Annotated in this window: 23 protein-coding genes; 11 read left to right on the top strand and 12 right to left on the bottom strand. The window is 64.0% G+C overall.

Annotated features, from left to right (window positions below; genetic code table 11):
- Positions 1 to 3: 3 nt before the first annotated feature.
- From AWB66_RS26715 to AWB66_RS26705, 3 genes are read right to left on the bottom strand one after another with little or no spacing between them, the layout of a single operon-like run.
- On the bottom strand, positions 4 to 540 hold the full coding sequence (locus AWB66_RS26715; RefSeq protein ID WP_087633097.1) for a flavin reductase family protein: 537 nt from the start codon (positions 538 to 540) through the stop codon (positions 4 to 6).
- Positions 537 to 866: a DUF4387 domain-containing protein gene (locus tag AWB66_RS26710; protein ID WP_087633096.1), complete on the bottom strand. Its 330-nt coding sequence runs from the start codon at positions 864 to 866 to the stop codon at positions 537 to 539. The genes AWB66_RS26715 and AWB66_RS26710 overlap by 4 nt, the downstream gene beginning before the upstream one ends.
- Entirely contained in the window at positions 853 to 2,238 is a 1,386-nt protein-coding gene (locus AWB66_RS26705) for an acyclic terpene utilization AtuA family protein (protein ID WP_087633095.1), read from the bottom strand. The genes AWB66_RS26710 and AWB66_RS26705 overlap by 14 nt, the downstream gene beginning before the upstream one ends.
- Positions 2,239 to 2,375: 137 nt before the next feature.
- Here AWB66_RS26705 and AWB66_RS26700 point away from each other — a divergent pair, with 137 nt between their 5' ends.
- From AWB66_RS26700 to AWB66_RS26675, 6 genes are all read left to right on the top strand, one after another.
- A complete protein-coding gene (locus AWB66_RS26700; RefSeq protein WP_159462949.1) occupies positions 2,376 to 3,302 on the top strand; it encodes a LysR family transcriptional regulator in 927 nt (308 codons plus the stop codon).
- A 214-nt stretch (positions 3,303 to 3,516) separates the two neighbouring features.
- Positions 3,517 to 4,401: an HpcH/HpaI aldolase/citrate lyase family protein gene (locus AWB66_RS26695; protein WP_159462948.1), complete on the top strand. Its 885-nt coding sequence runs from the start codon at positions 3,517 to 3,519 to the stop codon at positions 4,399 to 4,401.
- Complete coding sequence (locus AWB66_RS26690) at positions 4,398 to 5,816, top strand: MFS transporter (protein ID WP_087633092.1); 1,419 nt, start codon at positions 4,398 to 4,400, stop codon at positions 5,814 to 5,816. The genes AWB66_RS26695 and AWB66_RS26690 overlap by 4 nt, the downstream gene beginning before the upstream one ends.
- 14 nt (positions 5,817 to 5,830) lie before the next feature.
- On the top strand, positions 5,831 to 6,724 hold the full coding sequence (locus AWB66_RS26685) for an HpcH/HpaI aldolase/citrate lyase family protein (RefSeq protein WP_087633091.1): 894 nt from the start codon (positions 5,831 to 5,833) through the stop codon (positions 6,722 to 6,724).
- A 28-nt stretch (positions 6,725 to 6,752) separates the two neighbouring features.
- The gene (locus tag AWB66_RS26680; protein WP_087633090.1) at positions 6,753 to 7,973 is read left to right on the top strand and encodes a CaiB/BaiF CoA transferase family protein; all 1,221 of its coding nucleotides are present in this window, start codon (positions 6,753 to 6,755) and stop codon (positions 7,971 to 7,973) included.
- A 90-nt stretch (positions 7,974 to 8,063) separates the two neighbouring features.
- Complete coding sequence (locus AWB66_RS26675; RefSeq protein ID WP_087633089.1) at positions 8,064 to 8,768, top strand: GntR family transcriptional regulator; 705 nt, start codon at positions 8,064 to 8,066, stop codon at positions 8,766 to 8,768.
- A gap of 55 nt (positions 8,769 to 8,823) precedes the next feature.
- Here AWB66_RS26675 and AWB66_RS26670 read toward each other — a convergent pair whose 3' ends face one another.
- Genes AWB66_RS26670 through AWB66_RS26640 form a run of 7 tightly spaced genes read right to left on the bottom strand, consistent with a single transcriptional unit; the run spans position 8,824 to position 15,263 of the window.
- The gene (locus AWB66_RS26670) at positions 8,824 to 9,915 is read right to left on the bottom strand and encodes a TauD/TfdA family dioxygenase (RefSeq protein ID WP_159462947.1); all 1,092 of its coding nucleotides are present in this window, start codon (positions 9,913 to 9,915) and stop codon (positions 8,824 to 8,826) included.
- A 51-nt stretch (positions 9,916 to 9,966) separates the two neighbouring features.
- Entirely contained in the window at positions 9,967 to 10,968 is a 1,002-nt protein-coding gene (locus tag AWB66_RS26665; protein WP_087633087.1) for a DUF6282 family protein, read from the bottom strand.
- Positions 10,969 to 10,988: 20 nt separating this feature from the next.
- Entirely contained in the window at positions 10,989 to 11,888 is a 900-nt protein-coding gene (locus AWB66_RS26660; RefSeq protein WP_087633086.1) for an isocitrate lyase/PEP mutase family protein, read from the bottom strand.
- A complete protein-coding gene (locus AWB66_RS26655) occupies positions 11,885 to 12,718 on the bottom strand; it encodes an ABC transporter permease (RefSeq protein WP_087633085.1) in 834 nt (277 codons plus the stop codon). Before AWB66_RS26655 ends, AWB66_RS26660 begins: the two co-directional genes overlap by 4 nt.
- Positions 12,715 to 13,515, bottom strand: coding sequence for an ABC transporter ATP-binding protein (locus tag AWB66_RS26650; RefSeq protein WP_087633084.1), 801 nt, complete (start codon positions 13,513 to 13,515; stop codon positions 12,715 to 12,717). The genes AWB66_RS26655 and AWB66_RS26650 overlap by 4 nt, the downstream gene beginning before the upstream one ends.
- Before the next feature lie 39 nt (positions 13,516 to 13,554).
- Positions 13,555 to 14,307: an ABC transporter permease gene (locus AWB66_RS26645; protein WP_159462946.1), complete on the bottom strand. Its 753-nt coding sequence runs from the start codon at positions 14,305 to 14,307 to the stop codon at positions 13,555 to 13,557.
- A complete protein-coding gene (locus AWB66_RS26640; RefSeq protein WP_087633082.1) occupies positions 14,304 to 15,263 on the bottom strand; it encodes an ABC transporter substrate-binding protein in 960 nt (319 codons plus the stop codon). The genes AWB66_RS26645 and AWB66_RS26640 overlap by 4 nt, the downstream gene beginning before the upstream one ends.
- Positions 15,264 to 15,368: 105 nt before the next feature.
- On the opposite strand from AWB66_RS26640, the gene AWB66_RS26635 reads away from it, so the two are divergent.
- From AWB66_RS26635 to leuD, 3 genes are read left to right on the top strand one after another with little or no spacing between them, the layout of a single operon-like run.
- The gene (locus tag AWB66_RS26635) at positions 15,369 to 16,097 is read left to right on the top strand and encodes a GntR family transcriptional regulator (protein WP_159462945.1); all 729 of its coding nucleotides are present in this window, start codon (positions 15,369 to 15,371) and stop codon (positions 16,095 to 16,097) included.
- Between the two features lie 59 nt (positions 16,098 to 16,156).
- Positions 16,157 to 17,551: a 3-isopropylmalate dehydratase large subunit gene (gene leuC / locus AWB66_RS26630; protein ID WP_087633080.1), complete on the top strand. Its 1,395-nt coding sequence runs from the start codon at positions 16,157 to 16,159 to the stop codon at positions 17,549 to 17,551.
- Positions 17,548 to 18,153 (top strand): 3-isopropylmalate dehydratase small subunit, encoded by a 606-nt coding sequence (gene leuD / locus AWB66_RS26625; protein WP_087633079.1) that lies wholly within the window; start codon positions 17,548 to 17,550, stop codon positions 18,151 to 18,153. Before leuC ends, leuD begins: the two co-directional genes overlap by 4 nt.
- 517 nt (positions 18,154 to 18,670) lie before the next feature.
- Here leuD and AWB66_RS26620 read toward each other — a convergent pair.
- Together AWB66_RS26620 and AWB66_RS26615 are read right to left on the bottom strand one after the other, a co-directional pair.
- Positions 18,671 to 18,946 (bottom strand): hypothetical protein, encoded by a 276-nt coding sequence (locus AWB66_RS26620; RefSeq protein WP_087633078.1) that lies wholly within the window; start codon positions 18,944 to 18,946, stop codon positions 18,671 to 18,673.
- Positions 18,947 to 19,004: 58 nt separating this feature from the next.
- Positions 19,005 to 20,021, bottom strand: coding sequence for a DNA-binding protein (locus tag AWB66_RS26615; RefSeq protein WP_087633077.1), 1,017 nt, complete (start codon positions 20,019 to 20,021; stop codon positions 19,005 to 19,007).
- Positions 20,022 to 20,162: 141 nt separating this feature from the next.
- On the opposite strand from AWB66_RS26615, the gene AWB66_RS26610 reads away from it, so the two are divergent.
- Both AWB66_RS26610 and AWB66_RS26605 read left to right on the top strand, forming a co-directional pair.
- A complete protein-coding gene (locus AWB66_RS26610; RefSeq protein ID WP_087633076.1) occupies positions 20,163 to 21,380 on the top strand; it encodes a tyrosine-type recombinase/integrase in 1,218 nt (405 codons plus the stop codon).
- Between the two features lie 76 nt (positions 21,381 to 21,456).
- Positions 21,457 to 21,729 (top strand): DUF1488 family protein, encoded by a 273-nt coding sequence (locus AWB66_RS26605; protein ID WP_087633075.1) that lies wholly within the window; start codon positions 21,457 to 21,459, stop codon positions 21,727 to 21,729.
- Positions 21,730 to 22,141 lie beyond the last annotated feature (412 nt).

Raw genomic sequence — 22,141 nt, 5'->3', positions numbered from 1 at the left:
TCCTTACGCCGACAGCGGCCAGAACGCGCCGAACTGTCCGCTCAGGTAAATGAGCGGCGCGAGCGGCTGCTGTTCGACATCGAGTTCTTCGACCCGGCCGATGAGCAGCGCGTGCGTGCCGAACTCGACCGTATCGTGCAGACGGCAGACGATGGACGCCACCGCGCCATCGAGCATCGGCAGGCCGGACGCGCCGGTGCGCCACGTGCCGTTGGCGAAGCGCGCATCGCCAGCGGGCTTGCGGGCGAACGCGCTGGCGAGATCGGCGTGCGACTGCGTGAGCAGGTTCACGCAGAAGCGGCCGCTCGCCGCGAGCGCGTCGAATGCCGAGGCGTAGCGGTTCACCGAGACGACGAGCGCGGGCGGGTCCATCGTGAGCGAGGACACCGCCGTCACCGTCATGCCGTGGCGCACGCCTTCGTGCACGGTCGACACCAGCGCGACGCCGCCCGCCAGCCGGCGCATCGCTTGCCGGAACGAGGTCTGAAGCTCGACGGCGGTTTCGGCTTCGCGTCGCGTCTGCAGTTCTGCTTCGCTCATCGCGTGTTCTCCAGCTTGATCGGGATGTCGATGTCGAGCATCGGTGCGTGCTGCTGCGAACCGTACACGTCCGTGTCGCCGATATCGCCCGACGAAACGAGCCGCGGCAAGGTGGCCTTGAACGCCCGCGCCGCGCGATACGGCGTGAACTGCACCTGCTCGGGCTTCACGCCATACAACGTGGCGAACAGTTCGGGCTTGAGGACGCCGGTCGCGGCGACGCGATCGAAGATCTCGTCCGTGGCGAACACGATGTCGAGCGTGACCATGAACGGCCCTGCGTTCTTGCTGCGGCACACGCTCGCGAATTCCTTAATGGCTGGCATGGCGGTCTCCGATGTTTTCGTAGTCGATAGGAAAGAGCGCGAGCGCGTTTTCGGGTTCGAGCAGATGACAGATCGAGAAGCGGTAGACCTGCCCGAGATCGAGATCGGACGGCGAGAACGGAATCGCCATGTTGCCTTCCTTGCAAAGACGCCCGGGGAATTCGGAGTGCAGGATCGTCGTGCGCGCAATGGCGAGCACGGCCTTCGCGGTCTCGCGGTCCTCGGCGACGACCTCGGCCACGATGGCTGTTTCATGCGGATGCCGCGCGTCGGACGAGAGCGGCTCGCGCACGCCCATCACGCCGTTCTGGCCGTAGACGCGAAAGTCGAGCGAATAGGTGTCAGGCGGCGCTCCGAAGGCGCTCGCCTTCTCTTCGACGATCTCCCGCGAGCGCGCGAGATAGCGGTCCATCTGCGCCTGCAGGACCGGATCGCGCGTCGCGCACAGCGTGATCACGCGATGACCGCGCGCGGCCACGCCTTCCAATTTGATCGTGTAGGGCGCGGGTTTCCAGCGCATGCCCGAGACGCGTACCGCGCGTTCTGTGACCGCTTCGAAGCTGCACTCGGAGGTGTCGAGCATGCCGCCCGGTTCGTGATGATGAATCGGGCTGCTGTTCTCGTGCAGCGCGAAGTAAGCGACCGAGCGCGGCGTGCAGGCCTGGTCGGGGTGCATCGGTTCGAGTTCGACGTGGTCCTTTCTGAGCGTCGCGAGCAGGCAGCCTTCGCGCTTGGGCAGCGCGGGTTCGGCGCCGCATTCCAGCATCTTGCCCGCGTACCAGCCGAGTTCCGGCGAGAAGCCCGCGCGGATCGCCATCGCGGCCCACGGCGCGGGGTCCGTGCTGCGGCCCGACAGAATCACCTGCACCCCGGCGTCGAGTGCGGCGATATACGGCTCCGGTCCCATTGCGCCCACCACGCGCACGGCTTCATCGACGAGTTCGGCCGTCATGTCCTGCAAGCCATAGAGCGGACGCGTCTTGCCGGCGTTCACGTGCTCGATCAGCACGTCCTTCGGCAATTCCGAATGGATCACGGCCAGCTTGAACGAGAGACCCGCTTCCCGCGCGATCTCCTTCGTGATCTCAACCATCATCTGCAGATGCGGCGTGCCGCCCGCGCCGCCGCAGGTGCTGACGATCACGGGGATGCCGCGCGGCACCGCCGCCTCCAGCATGATCTTCATGTCGCGCTTGGTCGCCATTCGCGACGTGAACGATTCGCCGGACGCGAGGTAGTACGGCCCCGGATCGGAACTGCCCCCATCCGCGCCGATGAGATGCGGATTGCGTGCGAGCCCCGCTTCGAATGCGCTTTGCGCGAATCCGTAGCCAAGAATGGCCGTTGTGCTAAGCAGTCTGAGTTCTTCCATTTGCGCTTTCGTCTCCGTTGTTCAGCCTGTGAGATGAAGCGTAGCGAGACGCCGCGCGCCGCGCATGCATACCTGTTATGCATATGCGGGGAAACGCGCGTAGCGACAATCACGACAAAGATCAGGAGACGAACGACATGGAGCTCAAGCAGCTCAGATACTTCAAGGTGATCGCGAACGAGGGCAGCCTGTCGCGCGCTTCCGCGAAACTCGGCGTGAGCCAGTCGATGCTCACCCGCCAGGTGCAGATGCTCGAACAGGAACTCGGTCCGCCGCTGCTCTATCGCAACGGCCACGGCATGTCGCTCACGGACGCGGGGCGCAAGTTCCTCGCTAATGCCACCGACATCCTCGAGCGCAGCGATGCCGCTGTGAATCACATGCAGACGCTGCGCAAGATTCCGGGCGGCACCGTCACGATGGGCATTCCGCCGATGCTCGGCGACGTGCTGCTGGTTCCGCTCGTCAGACGTTTTCGCGCGGAATTCCCCGACGTGAAGCTGCGTCTTCGCGAGGGCCTCAGCGGCTACATGCTCGAATGGCTGCTCGCCGGGCAACTCGATATCGGCGTGCTGTACAACGTGACGCCGCACGGCACGATCCGCATCGAACCGCTACTGTCCGACGATCTGCTGCTCGTCGGTCCGTCCGACGCCGAGATTCTCACGCCGCACATGGAGCCGATCCGCTTCGACGACGCCGTGCGTCTGCCGTGGATTTTGCCGGCGCGTCCGCATGGCCTGCGCACGCTCGCCGAAGACGCCGCGAACGCGCGCGCGCTCACGCTCAACATCGCCTTCGAGATCGACGCGATGGTGGCGATCTTCGATCTGGTGGAGTCGGGTCAGGGCTTCAGCGTGGCGCCGTTCGCGGCCGTGAGAAGCCGCATCGAACGAGGCACGCTGAAAGCCCGGCCGATCGTCGCGCCGACGCTGCCGGGCGTGCTCTCCATCGCGTTCTCGCCAAAAAAAGAGGCGACGCTCGCGATGAAGGCGCTCTACCGCATCGTGCGGCAGGAGACCGATGCGCTCGTGCGCGACGGCGTGTGGCGGTCCATCGCGTGAGATCGGCGGGCGGTGAATTGCTCGTGTAAACCCCGGTCGTTCGACTGTCGACAGTATGACATCATGACTCTCGACAGCCTCGGCAACGCACCAGGGCGAGTTCATCAGGAGACGAACGAATGGCTTCTTGCGCATATGCCCGGCGCCTGCCGGCGCTTGTTGTTCCATCACGATGCTCGCCCGTCCGGCCGCGACAGCCGCGAAGGAGCGACCGATGAACGCTCTCTCGACACGCCGCATCCGGCGCTCCATGTTGCTCACGCCCGCTCATCGCCGCGACCGGGTGGTCGGTGCGATGAACCTGCCCGTCGATTCATTCGCGTTCGATCTGGAAGACGGCGTGCCGCCGGGGCGCCGCGACGAAGCGCGCGAAATCTTGTCCCAAGTGTTGCCGACGCTCGAAACCGGCGAGCGCGAACGCGTCGTGCGCATCAATGCGCCGGGCACCGACGACTGCCTCCACGATCTCGATGCGCTGCCGCTCGAACACCTCGACGCCGTGCTCGTGCCGAAGGTGGAATCCGCCGAACAGATGCGCGCGCTCGATGTTCTGCTGACGGCGCGCGAAGGCGGGCGCGGCGCGCCCATCCGCCTGATCGTGACGCTCGAAACGCCGCGCGGCGTGCTCAACGCGCTCGCGATCGGCGATGCATCGCCACGCTGCTGTGCCTTCTTCTTCGGCTCGGGCGACTACACGATGGAAACCGGCGCTGCCATCACGCCGACCGCGCTGCTGTGGGCGCGCTCGACCATCGTCGCCGCGGCGGGCGCGCTGCGCATCGACGCCATCGACGCGCCCTATCTCGCGGGCCTGCGCGATCCGCAGGGCACCTTCGAGGACGCGGCGCGTTCGCGCGAACTGGGCTTCTCCGGCAAGGTCGTGTTCCATCCCGCGCAGATCGAGCCGGTTCATCGCGCGTTCACGCCGGATGCCGGCGAAGTCGCCCGGGCGCGCCGCATCATCGATGCGTTCGAGCAAGTCAAGGCGAGCGGAGAAGGCACCGCCATCGTCGATGGCGAATTCGTCGCGATCGATCTCGTCCCGCGCATGCACCGGGTCATCGAAATCGCCGGATACGACGCGCGGAGGTCGGCATGAGACAGGCCACACTGGGCAGCATCGACGACGCAGAGGCGCTCGCCGACACGCACGCGCCGGCGCTCAACATCGCCGGACGGATGGAGCGCCTGCCACTCTCCTCGTTCCACTGGACGTTTTTCGCGATCCTCGGTGTCGCGATGTTCTTCGACGGCTACGACCTGACCGTCACCGGCTTCGTCGTGCCCGCGCTGCACAAGCACGGCTGGCTTACCGCATCGACGACGGCCGCGTTCATTTCGCTGCCACTGATCGCCGCCGCATTCGGTTCGATAGCAGCGGGCGTGATTGGCGACCGGCTCGGCAGGCGGCGGCTCTTTCAGGCGAGCGTGCTGGTCTATAGCCTGTCGAGCCTCGCGTGCGGATTCGCCGCGAACTACGGCACGCTGCTCACGTTCCGCACCATCAATCTGTTCGCGATCGGCGTGGTCACCGTCACCGGCTACACGTATCTCAACGAGTTCACGCCGCGGCGGTTTCGCGGACGCTTCCAGTCGGCCGTCGCGCTGTTGCTCAACGGCGGCCTGCCGTTCGGTGCGCTCGCGGCGCGCGTCGTTATGCCGAATACGGGCGAGGACATCGGCTGGCGCATTCTGTTTCTGCTCGCCGTCATTCCCGCGCTGCTCGTGTTCGCGAACCGGCGGCTGATGCCCGAATCGCCGCGCTGGCTCGTCTCCGTCGGGCGCGACCGCGAAGCGGCCGACGTGCTCTCGGCGATCGAAGCGAGGATCGCGGCGCGTCATGGCGGAAACTTGCCAGCGCCGGAGCCGACGCTGAGCCCGGTGCGCAATCTCGGCTGGGACGCGCTCTTCTCGCGAGGCGTGCGCGGCCGTTTCGCGCTCGCCATCGTGTTCAACATCTGCCATCTGAGCGGGCTGTTCGTGCTGATCAGCTGGCTGCCGACGCTCTTCATGTCGCGCGGCCTCACGCTCGGCTCGACCTTCACGTTCGCCGCCGTCAGTTTCATGGGCGGCTTCATCGGGCCACTGCTCGGGATCTTTCTCGCGGATCGTTTCGAGCGGCGCTGGGCGCTTGTCGTGGCGGCACTGGTCGCCGCCGGCGCGGGCATCGCTTACGCGGAACAGACGGCCCCGGCTGCGCTGATGGGCGTCGGGCTGCTGCTCGTCACGGCGATCTTTTTCATCTCGTCGGTCGGGTTCGCGACGTACATCCCCGAGATCCTGCCGACGGGCGTGCGCCTGCGGGGGCTCGGCACCGCCGCGCTGATCGGACGGCTCGCTTCGGCAATCACGCCGTTCGCGGTCGCGAGCGCCCTGCTTACGCTGAAAAACCCGCTGTATGTCGTCACTTCGGTGGGCGTCGCCTACGTGCTGATGGCGATCCTGCTCGCACTGCTGGGCCCGAACGTGCGCGGCAAAAGCCTGGAATCACTCGAACACGAAACCGACCGATAGAAGGAGCACGCACGATGAGTCTGTCCAGAACCTTTCTGTTCACGCCCGGTAATCACGCGCGGCGCGTCGAAAAGGCGCTCGCATCCGACGCCGATGCGGCGATCCTCGATCTCGAAGACGCCGTCGCCGCGAGCGAGAAGATCGCGACGCGCGCGCTCGTGATCGAAGCGCTGCAACGGCGGCGCGCAACGCGCGGCTTCGTGCGCATCAACGCGCTCGATACGGACTTCGCGCTCGGCGACCTGGAAGCAGTCGTCGTGCGCGGCGTCGACGGCATCGTGTTGCCGAAGCTCGAATCGGTGGAGCAGCTCTACACCGCCGACTGGATCATCGGGCAACTCGAACGCGGGCGCGGTCTGGCGCCCAGCGCGCTCGAAATCATGCCGATCGTCGAAACGGGCGCGGGCTTCGCGGCCATCGACGCGCTCACGCGCCATGCCGCGCGAGCGACACGCCGCGTGCGGCGCTTTTCTTTCGGCGCAGGCGATTTCTGCCTCGACATGAATCTCGAATGGACTCGCGACGAAATCGAACTCCAGCCCTACCGGAGCGCGCTGGTGTTGGCTTCCCGCGCCGCTGGACTCGAACCGCCCATCGACACGGTATGGGTCCGGCTCGACGACGCCGACGGCATGGACACTTCGGCGCAACGCGCGCGCGGCCTCGGTTTCCAGGGCAAGTTGTGTATTCACCCGGCACAGGTCGAGCCCGCGAACCGCGCCTTCTCGCCAGGCGCCGACGAAGTGCGCCGCGCCCACGCCGTGGTCGATGCGTTCGCGCAGGCGGAAGCGCAAGGCAACGCATCAGTCCGTCTCGACGGCGATTTCATCGACTACCCCTTGGCCTATCGCGCGCAACGCGTGATCGACAAGGCCGAGCAGATCGCTGCGCGCAACGCCGCTCATTGACTTCATATCGACGCAGGAGACCTTTCGCATGACCGCACCCAATGCAGGAACGACCATCCGTCCGCTGGACGGCATTCGCGTGATCGACGTATCGAGCTTTCTGGCCGGACCGTTCTGCTCGACCCAGCTCGGCGAATTCGGCGCGGAGGTGATCAAGGCCGAACTGCCCGATGTCGGCGACGCGCTACGCCGTTTCGGTTCCATGACCGAAGCGGGCGTCACGCTGCCGTGGCTGTCCGAATGCCGCAACAAAAAGTCGATCACGCTCGACTTGCGCAAGCCGGGCGGCGCGGCGTTGCTAAAGCAACTGGTGAAGGACGCGGACATCCTCGTGGAAAATTTTCAGCCCGGGACGCTGGAAAAATGGGACCTCGGCTGGGATGTGCTGCATGAGGTAAACCCGCGGCTCATCATGGTGCGCATCTCGGGCTTCGGGCAGACCGGACCGTATCGCGACCGGCCGGGCTTCGGGCGCATCGGCAATGCGTTCGGCGGGCTGTCGTTTCTCGCGGGCTATCCCGACCGGCCGCCCGTTACGCCGGGTTCCGCGACCATTCCCGATTACATGGCGGGACTCTACGGCGCGCTCGGCGCGCTGCTCGCGATTCAGGCGCGCGAGCGCACGGGCGAAGGCCAGTTCGTCGATATCGGACTCTACGAGCCAATCTTCCGCATCCTGGACGAGCTTGCGCCGTCGTATCAGTTGAACGGTTTCGTGCGTCAGCGCATGGGGCCCGGCACCGTCAACGTGGTGCCGCACAGCCACTATCCGACCAAGGACGGACGCTGGATCGCCATCGCCTGCACGAGCGACAAGATCTACGCGCGCCTCGCCGAAGCGATGGGCACACCCGAAGTCGCCGGCGATGGCAAGTGGGGTCATATTTCCGCGCGTGATCGCGACCGCGCTGAGGTGGATCGCACTGTCGGCGAATGGACCGCGAAGTTCACGCGCGACGAAGTCCTGGCGCGTTGCGAGGTGTTCCAGGTTCCGTGCGGTCCGGTGTATGGCATCGACGAGATCTTCGAGGATCCGCAATACAAAGCGCGCGAAAACATCAAGTACATGCGCGACGATCGCGTCGGCGAACTGGCCGTACCGAATGTCGTGCCGCGGCTTTCGCAGACGCCCGGCAGCATCGACTGGCTCGGACCGGAACTCGGCGAGCACAACGGCGAGATCTACCGCGACCTGCTCAGGCTGACCGACGCGCAAATGGACAAGCTGAAGGAAGAAGGCGCAATATGATCTGATACCATTTCGGATCGCAGCCGCCCCGGACGTGACGCAGCAAATCCGGCGTCGCGCGGCTCATGCGATCCTCGAACCTGCAAGAAGATGAACGCACACGATCAGAAATGGGATCTTCCCCAGCAACACTCACTGCCTGAACTGGTCGAGGCGCGCATCGTCGGCGCCATTCGCTCGGGTGATCTGAAACCCGGCGAGCGGATCGTCGAAACGCAGCTTGCAAAACGTCTGAGCGTGAGCCGCGGCCCTCTGCGCGAAGCGCTGAAGTCGCTGGAGGCCAACCGACTCGTCTATACGGTGCGGGGCAAGGGCACATATGTCGCCGAAGTCTCGCTAGACGATTTCCTGCGCATGACCGGCGTGCGCGCGGTGCTCGAAGGGTTTGCCGCGCGGCTTGTCGCGAGCCGCTGTCGCACCGAACCGGCTGTCGTGGCGCAACTCGAAGCATCGCTCGCGGCGCTCGAACAGGCCGAAGCCGAACACAATGCGAGCTCGCTGCGCGACGTCGACTGGGAATTCCACGAACTCGTCTGCAGGCTCGCGGAGAACACTTTCCTGCATTCGACCTGGCATTCGATCAGTTCGCTCGTGCGGCTCTACCAGCAGAGCAACGCGAATTACGAGACACGCAGCGGCAGCGTCGTGCATCATCATCGCGAGTTTTTCGAAGCGCTGAAGTCTGGCGATGCGGACTTCGCCGAGCGCACCTTCCGACGGATCATCACCGAAACCACTTACCGCTCGCTCAGGCAGACGATACCCGACGCGATGGCCGGAATGGCGCAGCCCTGATTCCGTCGATCAGGCTGGCCGCGACACGCGCGGCCAGCCACTTTCCATCGGCACACTATCCGTAGATGCGCATCGCCATCCCGTGATGCGCGGCCATGCGCGTCTCGAACGCGCGCGTCGCCTCGGTGATGCCAACGCCGCGAAAACCGCCACGCACGGCACGCGTCGATACGTCCTTGTAGGTCGGCCGAAGTCCGGGCGCGAGCGGCTGCGCATCGGGAATCGCGAGCCAGATGCGATACAACAGCCGGCGCCGCTCCGGCTCGGGCCAGTCCTCGTATTCGGTGCGCGAGTGCAGTTGCGTGTGGTTGTTGAGGAACTGCAGGTCGCCGGCTTCCAGATGCATCGCGAATCGCACGTCGTCGCGGGCGAGAATCGCATCGAAGAGATCGAGCGCTTCGGTCTGCTGCGCGCTCAGGCGTGCGACATCCGGAAAGGCCGCCTGCGCGCCGTTGATGTGATTGCGCACGTGACGGCACGCGAACTGACCATCGGTGACCGAAAAGATCGGCGATTCGTACCAGGGTTCCTCTTCCGGCGCTTCCTCCCCCTGACGGCTGAAAACGAACGGTTCGTACATCGAGGCGACGAGATCGGGCCGCTCTTCAAGCATCACGTTGTGCGCATGCACCGAACTCGCGATCAGGCTTTCGCCGCCGCTCATCGCGGCATTCACGCACATCAGGCCGACGATGTCCGCGTTGTCAGCATGAAAATCGAGCTTCGATCGCGTGTTGTAGCCGCGTCCCTTCGCGCTCCGATAGACGCCGCCCGCATCCGTCACGTCCGACATGAACTGACTTTGCTTGCCTTGCGGCCGCGGCACGCCCATGTGAAGTCCGAGCCCCCAGAAAAGAAGCCGCAGATGCGCGGGAGCATGTTTCTGCACCGGGAAGCCGCGCAGCACCATCACGCCGAGACCCTCCTGCGTAGCGTCGTGCACACACCGAAGCGCGGCATTGCCCGCTTCGCCGAGCGGAAAGTCGCGCACGTCCAGGTCGAACATCTCTTTTTCCGACGCGATCGCCGTGCGCATCGCCGTCTCGAAGTCCGCAATCGCTTCATTCGACAGCCGATGAAACCAGCTCTCCGTCTGAGCGAGGTCCGCGCTCTTCCAGCCCGCGCGGCTTGCAACTTTCTGAATCATGAAAGTCATCTCCGTTCTTATGTTTCGCTTTCCGAATGATTATTAAAAGAATCAGTTCGAGGGCTGCGTGGCTTGTGCGCGATGCGCGTCCTGTTGAGCATCGAGGCTCGTGAGCCGGTCGGCGTCCATGCCCAGCATGCGCGCCGGGTTTTCCCGCACCATCTTACGCACGGCGGTCTCGGACATGCCGAGCGCAAGGAAGGTGCCGATCAGCATACGCATCGTCTCCGGACCCGGCGGCGACCATTCGAAGAAGTAATCGGTCGTGAGGATCACCTTGTCCTCGCCGATATCGCCGACGATATCCGCAAAATCCTTCGGCTTCATGCGCATGAGCGGCGGCAGGCAACCTAGCGCGCAGAACTCGCACACCGCGCCCAGCGCGCACATGTCGCGGATTTCCTCGCGATTCGCCCCGACCGAATTGCTGTCCGGATGCGAGAAGATGACTTCGTTGATGCCGTAGTCCTTCGCCTCCAGCGCGAGCGCGAGCGATTCGCGCGGCGAGACGTGGCCCGTGCAGATCGTCATGCCGTACTGGCGCGCGCAGTCGAGGCATTCGCGCGTTTCCTGAAGCAGCTTGCCGTTGCTGCCAGTGAGTCGAATGCCCTTGCCCGGCCGCAGCGTGCTTTCCGCGCGGTCGATGAAGTGCCGCAAGTGCCGGCTCATGCCGCCGCGCTGGATGTCGTGCTCGGCGCTCCACGTCGGCATGAAAACGACTTTCGCGCCCTGCTTCGCAGCACTTTCGATGGCGAGCGGATTCAACCCGCCGACTGCGTAGTTCAGCGTGATGCTCGGGAAGATTTCGATGCCCGGCACGAGGTTGCGCAGGTGATACGCGCGGCCGACCGTCGGAAACATGTGCGACTTCAGCACGATGCCAAGCATGCCCGCGTTACGCGCGATCGACATCTCGTCGACGTCGTCGAGACGCGTCTTCGCTTCGAAGCTGATTTCCGGGTAGCCGTGATGATGCAGGTCGATCGCGCCCTTGAGAATGCGGTCGGTGACGGTCGGACCGCCCGGCGGATAGGGATAGTAATTCGAGGTCATGCCTGAGTCTCCAGATGGGATCATTGGCCGAGACGTCGTTGAACGTCCGCGAGAATACCGGCTTCGAACGCGCGCATCGAATCGATGCCGAGCGCGCTATTGGTCTGCGCCAGACTCGCCATGCGATCGACCCACGCGCGGGAGTCGCCGGTCGTCTTGAGGTCGGTGAGGAAGCCCTCGATGACGCGCACGCACAAACGCACGGTGCTGCTCGGGAACAACGCGATCGCGAAGCCCAGTTCCTGCAATTCCGCCGCCGACAGCAACGGTGTCAGTCCCGATTCCGACATGTTCGCGACGAGCGGTCCGCCCGCCAGTTCGCGCCCGATGATCTGCAGCTCCTCCAGCGACTGCGGACCGTCGACGAACACGACGTCCGCGCCTGCTTGACGGAACATCAGGCAGCGCTCCAGCGCTTCGTCGAGACCGTGCGGTCCGCGCGCATCGGTGCGCGCGATGATCACCGTATCAGGATCGAGACGCGCATCGAGTGCCGCGCGCAACTTGCGCAACGCGACTTCACGCGGCTCGACGATCTTCGCGTCCATGTGACCGCAGCGCTTCGGCCACGCCTGATCCTCGATCTGGATCGCGGCCACGCCGAGACGCTCCATGCCTTGCACGGTGCGGGCCATGTTGGTGACGTCGCCGTAGCCGGTATCGCAATCGACGATGAGCGGAACGTCCGCGACGCGCGTGGTCGCGAGCACGGCGTTCTCGATTTCCCCGTACGCGACGAGGCCGATATCCGGCACCGCGTAGCGCGACGCGGCGGTCGCATAGCCGCTGAGATACGCGGCTTCGAACCCTTCGCGCGCGATGAGTTTGACTTCGAGCGGCGAGCCACCGCCGGGCACGACGATGATGTCCCGTCGTTCGAGACGTTCACGCAACACGCGGGCATGCGAGGCAGGTTTCATGATTTGTTTTCAGGTTGGGGATAGCGCCGGGCGGCGATCCGTTGAAGGAAATTGACGAGCTGATCGAGCGCCACGGCAAGCACAAGTACCAGCAGCACGCCGAAGTAGACGTTCGAGGTGTTGAAGAGCGTCCGGTTCTGCGTAATGACGAAGCCGATGCCCGAGGTCGCGGCCATCATCTCCGCCACGACCACGCCGATCGCGGTCATGGCGCTGCCAAGCCGCATGCCGGACAACACGGACGGCACCGCGGCAGGCACCAGCACATGACGCACGAGCTGCATGCGCAGCGCGCCCATGCTGCGCGCCGCGACAAGCAGCTGACGGTCGACGGTTCGCACGCCGGCGGCCGTCGTGAGCAGCATCGGGAAGAAGCCGTAGATCGCGCCGAACACGATCTTCGACTCGACACCGATGCCGATCCACGCTGTCAGCAGCGGATAAAGAATCACGAGCGGTACCGCATACAGCGAGGACGCGAGCGGCAGCAGCGTGTCGCGCAGCGCCGCGACACTGCCGAGCAGCAGCCCGCACGCGCCGCCGAGCGTGAACACCAGCGCGAGCGCCACGGCCATCTCGCCCACGGTCGAGGCAAGATTGATCGCGAACATCGAACCGTTGGCGAAGCCCGCTGCGAGCGTCGACGAGAGCGGCGCGAGCATCACTTCCGGCACCCAGCCGAGCCGCGGCGCGAGTTCCCAGAATACGAGCAACAGCGCGATACAGAGCATGCGTACCGCCGATGGCGTCAAAGCCGGACGGCGCGGCAAGCCGGCGTGCCCGGCTTCGGCCGGCGCTTGCTTGGCGCGAGGCAAAAGCTGCGAGATCATGCGTGCTCCATCGTGCGGATGAGTTCCCAGATCTCGTCGCGCAGTTCGCCGAAACGAGCGGTAGCCATCATTTTGTAGGTGCGCGGACGGGGCAAGTCGATCGTGATGCGCTTGATCACGCGGCCCGGACGCGCCGCCATCACTACGACCTCGTCGCAAAGATAGACGGCCTCGGTGAGGCTGTGCGTGACGAACACCACCGTCTTGCGATGCTGCTCCCAGATCGACAGCAGTTCGTCGCCGAGCGAGAGGCGCGTCTGTTCGTCAAGCGCGGCGAACGGCTCGTCCATCAGCAGGACACGCGGGTTCTGGCAGAAGCCGCGCGCGATCGCCACGCGCTGCTTCATGCCACCCGACAATTCGTGCGGACGGCGATCGAGAAACTCTCCGAGGCCGACGCGCGTCAGCATCTCGCGCGCAAGTTGACGACGCGTCGCGACGTCGATACCGCGCAGCTCCAGCGGAAACTCGACGTTCTCGAGCGCGGTCTTCCAGGGCAGCAGGCTCGACTCCTGAAACACGACGCCGATCTCTTCCGGCTCCGGCTGCGTGATGCGTCGCTCGCCCACGCGGATACAGCCCGCGCTCGGTGCGAGCAGGCCCGCCATCATCATGAGGAGCGAAGACTTGCCGCAACCGCTCGGCCCGACGAGGCCGATGAACTTGCCGTTGTCGATGCTGAACGACACGTCGTCGAGCGCATGCACCGGTCCGCTCTTCGACTGATAGGTTTGCGAGATGCCGTCGATATGCAGCGCGGCGGTTTCGGTGCGGGTGATTGCGTTGGGTTGGCTCATTCGAATGCTCGTGGTTTCGTGCGGGGATGGGTGCATCTTTTAACCGCGCCAGGCGCCGACGCGATGCTCGTACCAGCGAAGTGCCTCGTTTACCAGGATCGACACCAGACTCGCGAGCACGATGCCCGCCAGCAGACTGACGATGTCGAAGTTCATGCCCCAGTTGGCGATCAGATAGCCGAGACCCGCTCGCGACACGTACATCTCGGCGAACAGCACGCCGGTGATGTTGAAGATCATGCCGAGGCGCAGGCCTTCGAGAATGACCGGCAGCATCGACGGCAGATACACATGGCGATAGATCTGTGCGCGGGTCGCGCCGAACGAGCGGGCGGTGCGGACATAATCGACGGGCACGCTCTGAGCCGCCGCGATGGCGGCCACCACGAGCACGAAGATCGCCTGGAACATGCCGAACGCGACCTTCTGCGAGAAGCCCATGCCGAGCGCGAGGATGAAGACCGGCAGGAACACCGACTTCGGCACGCTCGACATGAAGTAGAAGAGCGGCCGGAACGCCGCGCCCCAATAAGCGTTTTCGCCGAGGAAGAGACCCAGCGCGATGCCGATCGGCGTGACCAGAACGACCGCGAGCGTCACTTCCCCAAGAGTCACGCCGAGATGGTGCAGCGAACGCGCGTCGCCGAGCAGATGCATCATGCGTGCGAACACGTCGGCGGGCGGCGGCAGCAGCATCGGATCAACGAGCCGCATCACGACCGTCACGTGCCAGGCGAGCACGAAGCCCGCGACGATCGCCGCCTGCGTGAGTCGGGTGGCCCACGGCGTCATGGCGTCACCACCTTGACGGGCACGAAGCGCGTCGTGAAGAGATCCTTCGCGGGCGGCGTGTCGTTCATACCGGCGAGTTTCGCGAGCTTGAGCGATTCCTCGACCCATTCCGTCTTGATCGCACCGTCCGGCGAAAGACCCATGATCGTGTTGTCGTATTCCTGCTTGGCGATCTCGGGCGGCAGACCCGTCTGCTTCTGGATGAACGAGATCGACCAGTCAGGATGCGCCTGCATGTACACCACAGCGCTGTAGAGCGCGATCAGCGTCTTCTTTACGCCATCCGGATTCTTCGCGATGACCTCGTCGGAGGCCATCCACACGTCGGGCACATTGGCGGGCATCACCTTGCCGAAGTCGACGAGGCTTCGGCCCGTGCCCGCCTGCAGCATCTTGTAGCTGAGCGGTGGATACGCGACGATCGCATCGACATTGCCGGACAGCAGGTTCGGCACCATGCCCGGGCCGCCGACCGGAATGCGGTTCACCGGACCGCCCGCCTCGTTCGCCGCCCACAGGCCGAAGAAGTCGGTGGTCGACCCCGTCGCCGAGATGCCGACTTTCTTGCCCGCGAGATCCTTGACGGTTTTGAGCGGCGAGTCTTTCTTGACGATCACGTCCCAGCCGCGGGGCGTCAGCGAATCGGCGCTGACGATGGTCGCTTTCACGCCGCGGCGCTTGGCGAGTGCGAGTCCCGGCGGAAAGAAGTTGACCATGTCGACTTCACCGGCCGCGAGCGCTTCCATGCACGCGGCGCCGCCCGGGAACCCGGTGAACTGCGTCTTCACGCCGACCTTGTCGAAGAGTTTCAACTCTTCCGCCGCCGCGACCGGCAGAACCGGTCCGTAGTTGCTTGTTCCACCGATGCGGACCACGTCGTCCGCCTGAGCGACAGCCGCGAAAGCCAGTCCCGACAGCGACAGCGCGAGGGCGCCGAAGCGCACTGAAAGTTTCATGCACGTCTCCTGATTTTTGATGTCATTAAAAGTGTCTAACACTTTTGTAGGGATTAAATGTCAAAAACTCTGGTGCGTCAACGTAAAATGTTGGACAATGCGCTCATGGACTTCCCTCATAACCCTATTTCCGTGGATGCCGACCCCGATCTCGAAAGCGCCGGCCGCTCGGGCGAAACTGTCGAGCGGATTGCTTCCGAACTGAAGGGCCGCATCCTCGATGGCCGTCTCGTGCCAGGCCAGCGGCTTATTTCGCGCGATCTCGTCGAACAGCTCGGTATCAGCCGCGGCTCGTTGCGCGAGGCGTTTCGTCGCCTGGAAGCGGACGGTCTCGTGGACGTCGTGCCGAATCGCGGCGCGGTGGTGCGCAGCCTGTCGGCGGCGGAAGTCGCGCACGTCTATCAGATTCGCGAGGCGCTCGAGGGATACGCGGCCCGCATGGCCGCGCAAAATATCGACATCGGCGAGAATCGCGAGCGCTTCGTCGCCGTGCTGGAGCAAGGCCGCGCTCACAACGAGCGCCCGGATTTCCAGCGTTTCATCGTCGACAACCGCGCCTTCCATCAGGAAATTGTGCATATGTGCGCGAACCCGCAACTGGGCGGACTCATCGACAAATACCAATTGCCGGTCTTCATGATTCAGTTGCGCCAGCTCATCGGCAGTGCGCAGATGATGAAGAACGCGCTCGCCGAACACGAGGACATCGCCGAGGGCATCCTCGCCGGCAATCCAGACATGGCCTATCAGGCGATGAAGCGCCATCTCTGGCATTCCGCCGACCTTATCCTCCAACTGCCCGCGCTCGCGGGCATGGGTTCCCCTTTGAGCTGAAGTGAAGGTTTCGAGGGAGGAGCCAACGGTGACATCCGTATAACTAATAAGGATATCGAATGATTGCGAAGACGATGTTCGACAAGATTTGGACCGACCATGTCGTCGAAGAGTTGTCCGACGGCACCACGGCCCTGCATATCGACCGCCATCTGCTGCACGAACTGACCGCCGTCGAAGCGATCCGCGTGCTGGAGCGGCGCGGCCTCGCCGTGCGCGATGCTTCGCTCACGTTCGCGACGCCCGATCACGTGATTTCGAGCGTACCCGGACGGCGCGGCGGCGACGAGCCGTGGGCCACCGAACTGGTCGACGCCCTGCGGGAACAGACAGAGCGGCTCAACATCGAGCGCTTCGATCTCGACGATGCACGTCAGGGCATCGTTCACGTCATCGCGCCGGAACAGGGCTTGACGTTGCCGGGCACGACGCTCGTCTGCGGCGACAGTCACACCTGCACGCACGGCGCGTTCGGCGCGATGGGTTGGGGCATCGGCTTGTCGGAACAGGTTCAGGTGCTCGCGAGCCAGACGCTGCGCCAGCGCAAGCCGCTGAAAATGCGCGTCACGCTGCGCGGTCTGCCCGCGCGTCGCGCTACCGCCAAGGACATGATCCTGCACGTGATCGGCCAGCTAGGCGTCGCGGGTGCGGCGGGTCATGCGCTCGAATTTGCCGGAGACGCAACGCGCGCGCTTGACATGGAAGCACGCATGACGCTCTGCAATCTCGCCATCGAGATGGGCGCGCGGCTCGGCATGATCGCGCCGGACGAGGTCACCTTCGAGTACCTGCGCGGCCGTCCCTATGCGCCGAAAGGCAAGGCGTTCGACGATGCCATCGTCGCTTGGCGCCGACTCGCAACCGATGCCGACGCGGTGTTCGATAAAGACGTCACCGTCGATGTCGACGGGGTCGATGCGCAGATCACGTGGGGCACGACGCCTGAGCAAGTGGTGGGCATTGATGGCGTGGTGCCCGACCCCGCTGTCGAGCGCAACGTGCAGCGGCGCGCGCAATCCGAGGCCGCGCTGTGCTACATGCAACTCAAGCCCTTGCAGCGCATGGAAGGCACGAAGATCGACCGCGTGTTCATCGGCTCGTGCGCGAACAGCCGTATCACCGATTTGCGGGCGGCGGCGGCAGTCGTGAAAAGCGGCAAGATCGCGAAGCACGTCAGCGCGTGGGTCGTGCCGGGCTCGCAACCGGTGCGTCAACAGGCCGAGCGCGAAGGACTCGATCAGATCTTCCGCGATGCGGGTTTCGAATGGCGTCAGCCGGGCTGCTCAATGTGCGTCGGCGCGAACGGCGATCTGGGTGCGAGCGGCGAACGCTGCGTATCCACATCGAATCGCAACTTCGTGGGTCGTCAGGGGCCGGGCGTGATGACGCATCTCGCCAGCCCGGCAACGGCTGCGGCATCGGCACTGGCAGGCGAAATCCGGGGGGCGTCATGAAAGCATTCGAAGTCTGTAAGGGATACGCCGCCGTCCTCGCGCTCGACGATGTGGACACCGACCTCATCGTGCGCATCGAGCGCATTTCGCAACTGAAGCGCGGACAGTTTCAGCCATGGGCGTTCGAGACGATGCGGTATCGCGCGGACGGCAGCGAAAATCCGGATTTCGTGCTGAACCGGCCGCCTTTTCGCGACGCCCGCATCCTCGTGACCGGTGCGAATTTCGGCTGTGGAAGTTCGCGTGAAATGGCGGTGTGGGCGCTCGACGAGTTCGGTATCCAGTGCGTGATCGCGTCGAGCTACGGGGATATTTTCAATAACAACTGCTTCCAGAACGGCGTGCTGCCGATCCGTCTCGCGCGAGAACAGATTGCATCGATCATGCCCGTTGCCGCGAGCGGCGCGGAGCTGACAGTCGATCTACGCGCTTGCCTGATTCGCGTACCGGGTTTGGAGCCGATAGCCTTCAGCTTGCCGGAGTCGCAGCGTGTTGCCTTGCTCAACGGTCAGGACGATGTCGATCAGGCCGTCGCGCGTGAGGCACGCATATCGGCTTATCAGGCCGCCGATCGTGCGGCACGTCCCTGGGTCTACGCCTGAGCGCGGATCAGCTTTCAGCCGGCAACACGCGATGCGCGCGACACGGCGATTGCTGGTCAGCTATGGAGCAGGCGGACACCGTCTCCGTCTACATCGAGTGCGAACAAGGGAGCGACGTATCATAAGCAAATTAATCAGCACACTCATCGTGGCCGTAGCCTCACTTTCGCTAGCTTGCGAAAGGCGTCGGGTCCATACAAGCTCGAAAAGGACGGTTACCGCTTGATCCGCCCGCCGCTTGCGCATACGCGCCACCCGACCTGCTAGGCAACGAGCCGTTTAGCTCGCGGCATCCCGATTGTTTGGCTCGACGAGTCGCTCTACGCTTCGTTCCAGCGCTGAAATGCGAGCCAGTTGAGTGGGTAGAAGCGCCTAACCGACACGCAGTTCTCGAAGACGTGCCAACGAATAGTCGATGTGGTTGAGTCGTGTCCTTTTGATGCAAAATCTGGCGTTCTCGCGACTCAGCGCATCGCGTGTATGTATGTATTGCGCCGTATCTGGATCCCCGGGTGCGCTATGGCGCCGGATCACTCGCACCGTGGTCGAACAGATCCGAGGTCGTGCGGTGTTCGTCCAGGAGATCTGGCAAAGCACCACTTCGAACCTTCGCCAACGTATCGGACGACAGCCAAGTTTCTTCGATCGCGTCGATACCGCCCTCGATCATCTGCTGCAGGAAAAAGGACTGCTTTCGCCCTGTCGCTTCCGCCAACACGCGTAACCTCTGTTCGATGACTGGGTCGATGCGGACTGCGACCACCCTCAGTTTGTTCTCTGCCGTTCTTCTCAATTTTTCACTCCTTTCCCGGACGCACGGGAGCGAGGTCGAACTCGCCACGACGCCAAGGTTACGTTTGGCTCTTCGTTCCCGCCGCTTTCCCAGCGGTCGCCTTGCGCGTTGCGCGCCTGGCTGAAGGACGGGATTCTGCCGCGGGCGCGCGTTGCGCTGAGGGACGCGTCGTTGCGCGCAGCGACTTCAACTGCTCTTGGAGCGACTTGTATGCCTCTTCGAGCGCGGCCAGCTTGCCTTGCAACACCCCGGTCTGCTGGCGAGCGTCGCCCTGCTGCTCTTGCAGCGCTTCGACTGTTCGACGATGTTCGGCATCCCGCTTTTCGGCGCGCTTGGCAGCTTCCGCCAATTCTTTCTGCGCTTTTACCACTGCACCGCGTTCGCGATCGATTTCCAAGAGCGCACGCTTTTCCGATGCGCGCAAGCGCTCCTCCGCACGACCCGCCGTCTCGCGGAGTTTTTCGAGATCACGCGAGAAGGTGTCGCGAACCTTGTCGAGATCACGCTCGCGCGCGACGACCTCGTCGCCAAGACGCTTGACCTGCGCCTCGAGTGCCTTGCGTGCGGCCGCCTCTTGCGCCTGCTGCCGCTCCAACTCTCGAATTTCGACCTGCGCCGCAAGCAATGCCGCGGTGCGTTGCTCGAGCGCCGTCTCAGTCCGACCAAGCTCGCCGCGCGCGGCGACGACCTTTTGCTCCCCCTCGGCGCGACGCGCTTCGACGTCATCGCGAAGTGACGTCAGTTCGGCGTGTGCGGAGGCCGCCGCGCGCGTCCAAAGCGTTCCGATCAACTCGCCTGCGGCCTCACTCAGCTCTTTTGGCAAGTCCGGGTGCTCGATTCGCACCCGACTCTTCTCTCGTAACTCCGCCCAGAACTCGCTTAGCACCGACGCCGGGGTGCTCATGGTGCCGCGCCGAACCAAGTTGTAGAGGCGATTGGCGGTGGGAGGGACGCCGAAGCGGAAAAACAGTAGCGCGCACACCTCGCGATAGAGCTCACGCGTCTTTGGGAACTCGACCTTGAGGCGCTCGATATCGGCGGCGAGGCGGGTTTCGTCGGAAAGAACGTCGGACATGGGTCAGTGAGGGCGAAGAACATAGCTCATAATACAACGTATTCCAATTCCTATCTAACCTTGCCGACTTAAATATTTGACATTAGTGCTATAATGTTGAGTCATTTGCGTCGTACCGACTTTGAAACCGCGTGAGACTCGATGCCCGCTCTTCCGCCACCGACATCCATTGCACTCCAACCCGCGCCACTCGAATCGCTCGTGATTCCGTCGACGCTCGACGGTAGTCTAGGGGCGAATCGCGCGACGGACGGTCGGGCGCAGATCGCGGCCAGCAATGATCTCGATGCGATTCGCGCCTGGCTCTCGCGCTTTCACGACACGACGACCACCTTCGAGAGTTATCGCAAGGAGGCCGAGCGTCTGCTTCTCTGGTCGCTCGTAACGCTCTGCAAGCCGCTCTCATCGCTCACCCACGAAGATTGTCTGCGCTACCAGCAATTCCTGGCCGATCCGCAACCCGCCGCAACCTGGGTCGCCGGCGGTGGTCGCAAACACCCTCGCCACGATGCACGGTGGCGGCCTTTCTATGGACCCCTGTCGCCCGCGAGTCAGCGCCAGGCGATCGTCATTCTCAACGCGTTGTTTGCGTGGCTCGTGCAGGCGGGCTATTTGGCTGGCAATCCCCTTTCCCTATCCCGCCAGCGCACGAAGCACGCCGCTCCTCGCATCACCCGCTATCTCGAGCCGGGGCTCTGGCAGGAAGTCAAAGACACCATCGCGACGCTGCCGCGCGACACCGATCGCGCGCGTGCGCACGCCTACCGGGTGCGGTGGCTGTTCACGCTGCTGTATCTGGGTGGTTTGCGTATTGCTGAAGTTGGCGCGAACAGCATGGGCCAGTTCTTCGTGCGGCGCGACGCCGACGGCGCCCTTCGCTGGTGGCTGGCCGTTCACGGTAAAGGCGGCAAGGAGCGACTCGTCCCCGCGACGCGCGAGATGATGATGGAGCTTTCGCGCTACCGCCAGCAACTGGGCCTGAGCGCACTGCCGTCGCCCAACGAAGAGACGCCGCTAGTTTTGCCGATTGGGGCAACCGCAGCCAACGACCGAACGCAGGCATGCGCGCCACTGACGCGCGCCGGACTGCACGCGATCGTCAAGGACGTATTTGCGAGAGCCGCTGCGCGACTGCGCGAGCGAGATGGTGCTTCGGCGCGTTCAGACTTACTGGAGAAAGCGTCGGCCCACTGGCTGCGTCACAGCGCGGGCTCTCACATGGCAGATCAAAAGGTTGATCTTCGGCTCGTTCGTGACAATCTGGGTCACGCTTCGCTGACCACGACCAGCCTGTACCTGCATATCGACGATGACCGGCGGCACCAGGAAACGGAAGACAAGCACCGTATCGACTGGTAGCAACGCATCGGGCTTGCGTTCTATTGCGCGGGTCAGAGTTCAAACACTTGCCTAACTTCAATTACACAGTTTAATCATGGACGCCGCAGCGGCAGCACCCCGCATCCTCGCAAATCACCGCGGTGTCGCGTTTGACCTCGTACGAGCGATCGGCTCAGTCGAGTGTGTGGTCGCCCTCGAGGCACTCGAAGCGTATTTCTGGCTTGAACCGGGCGCAAGCGACGCTCGCACACTCAAATGCTTCGGCGATGGCTACCAGCGAATTACCGCCATCGCGGCACGCAAAGCGCTCGCCCATCCGGCGGCGACTATCGAGTTGACGTCGTCGGATTTCGCGCGAGGTAGGTGAGGTCTTTCGATATTCCTTGGGTTTGGACAGGGCTCACGCCGACCGGTTTGCTAGTCAACTCAGCGGCGGCAACGATGCCTGCTCCTGCTCTAGGTGCAGTAGGCGCCGTCATGTGCTTCTCAGCCGGGCGCATCACTGCGCGCGCCTTTGTCGACCGCCCCGAGCCCGCCTGTTTAACTTTGCTGTGCGGCTCGTCACCGCGATTAGCTGTGCACGGGACGCCCCAATATGCCAGAGAACGAGCTCAAAGACGGTTAGTTGCCTTTCCCGAGCGCGCTCGCAGACCCGCCGGCCCTGAACCGCCCGTGATTCCAAAGTGACCGTTCGGCAGTTTGAGTTTAGGTTTGTAGGATGCCTGCCCTTCACCGTGCAGCTGGGCCCGCACCAAAGGCGCATGCGGGCAGGCGTCGTA

The organism is Caballeronia telluris (assembly GCF_001544495.1).
Lineage (GTDB): Bacteria > Pseudomonadota > Gammaproteobacteria > Burkholderiales > Burkholderiaceae > Caballeronia > Caballeronia telluris.
Note: the sequence above shows the minus strand (reverse complement) of the source record. Positions and strands in the feature narration are given on the sequence as shown.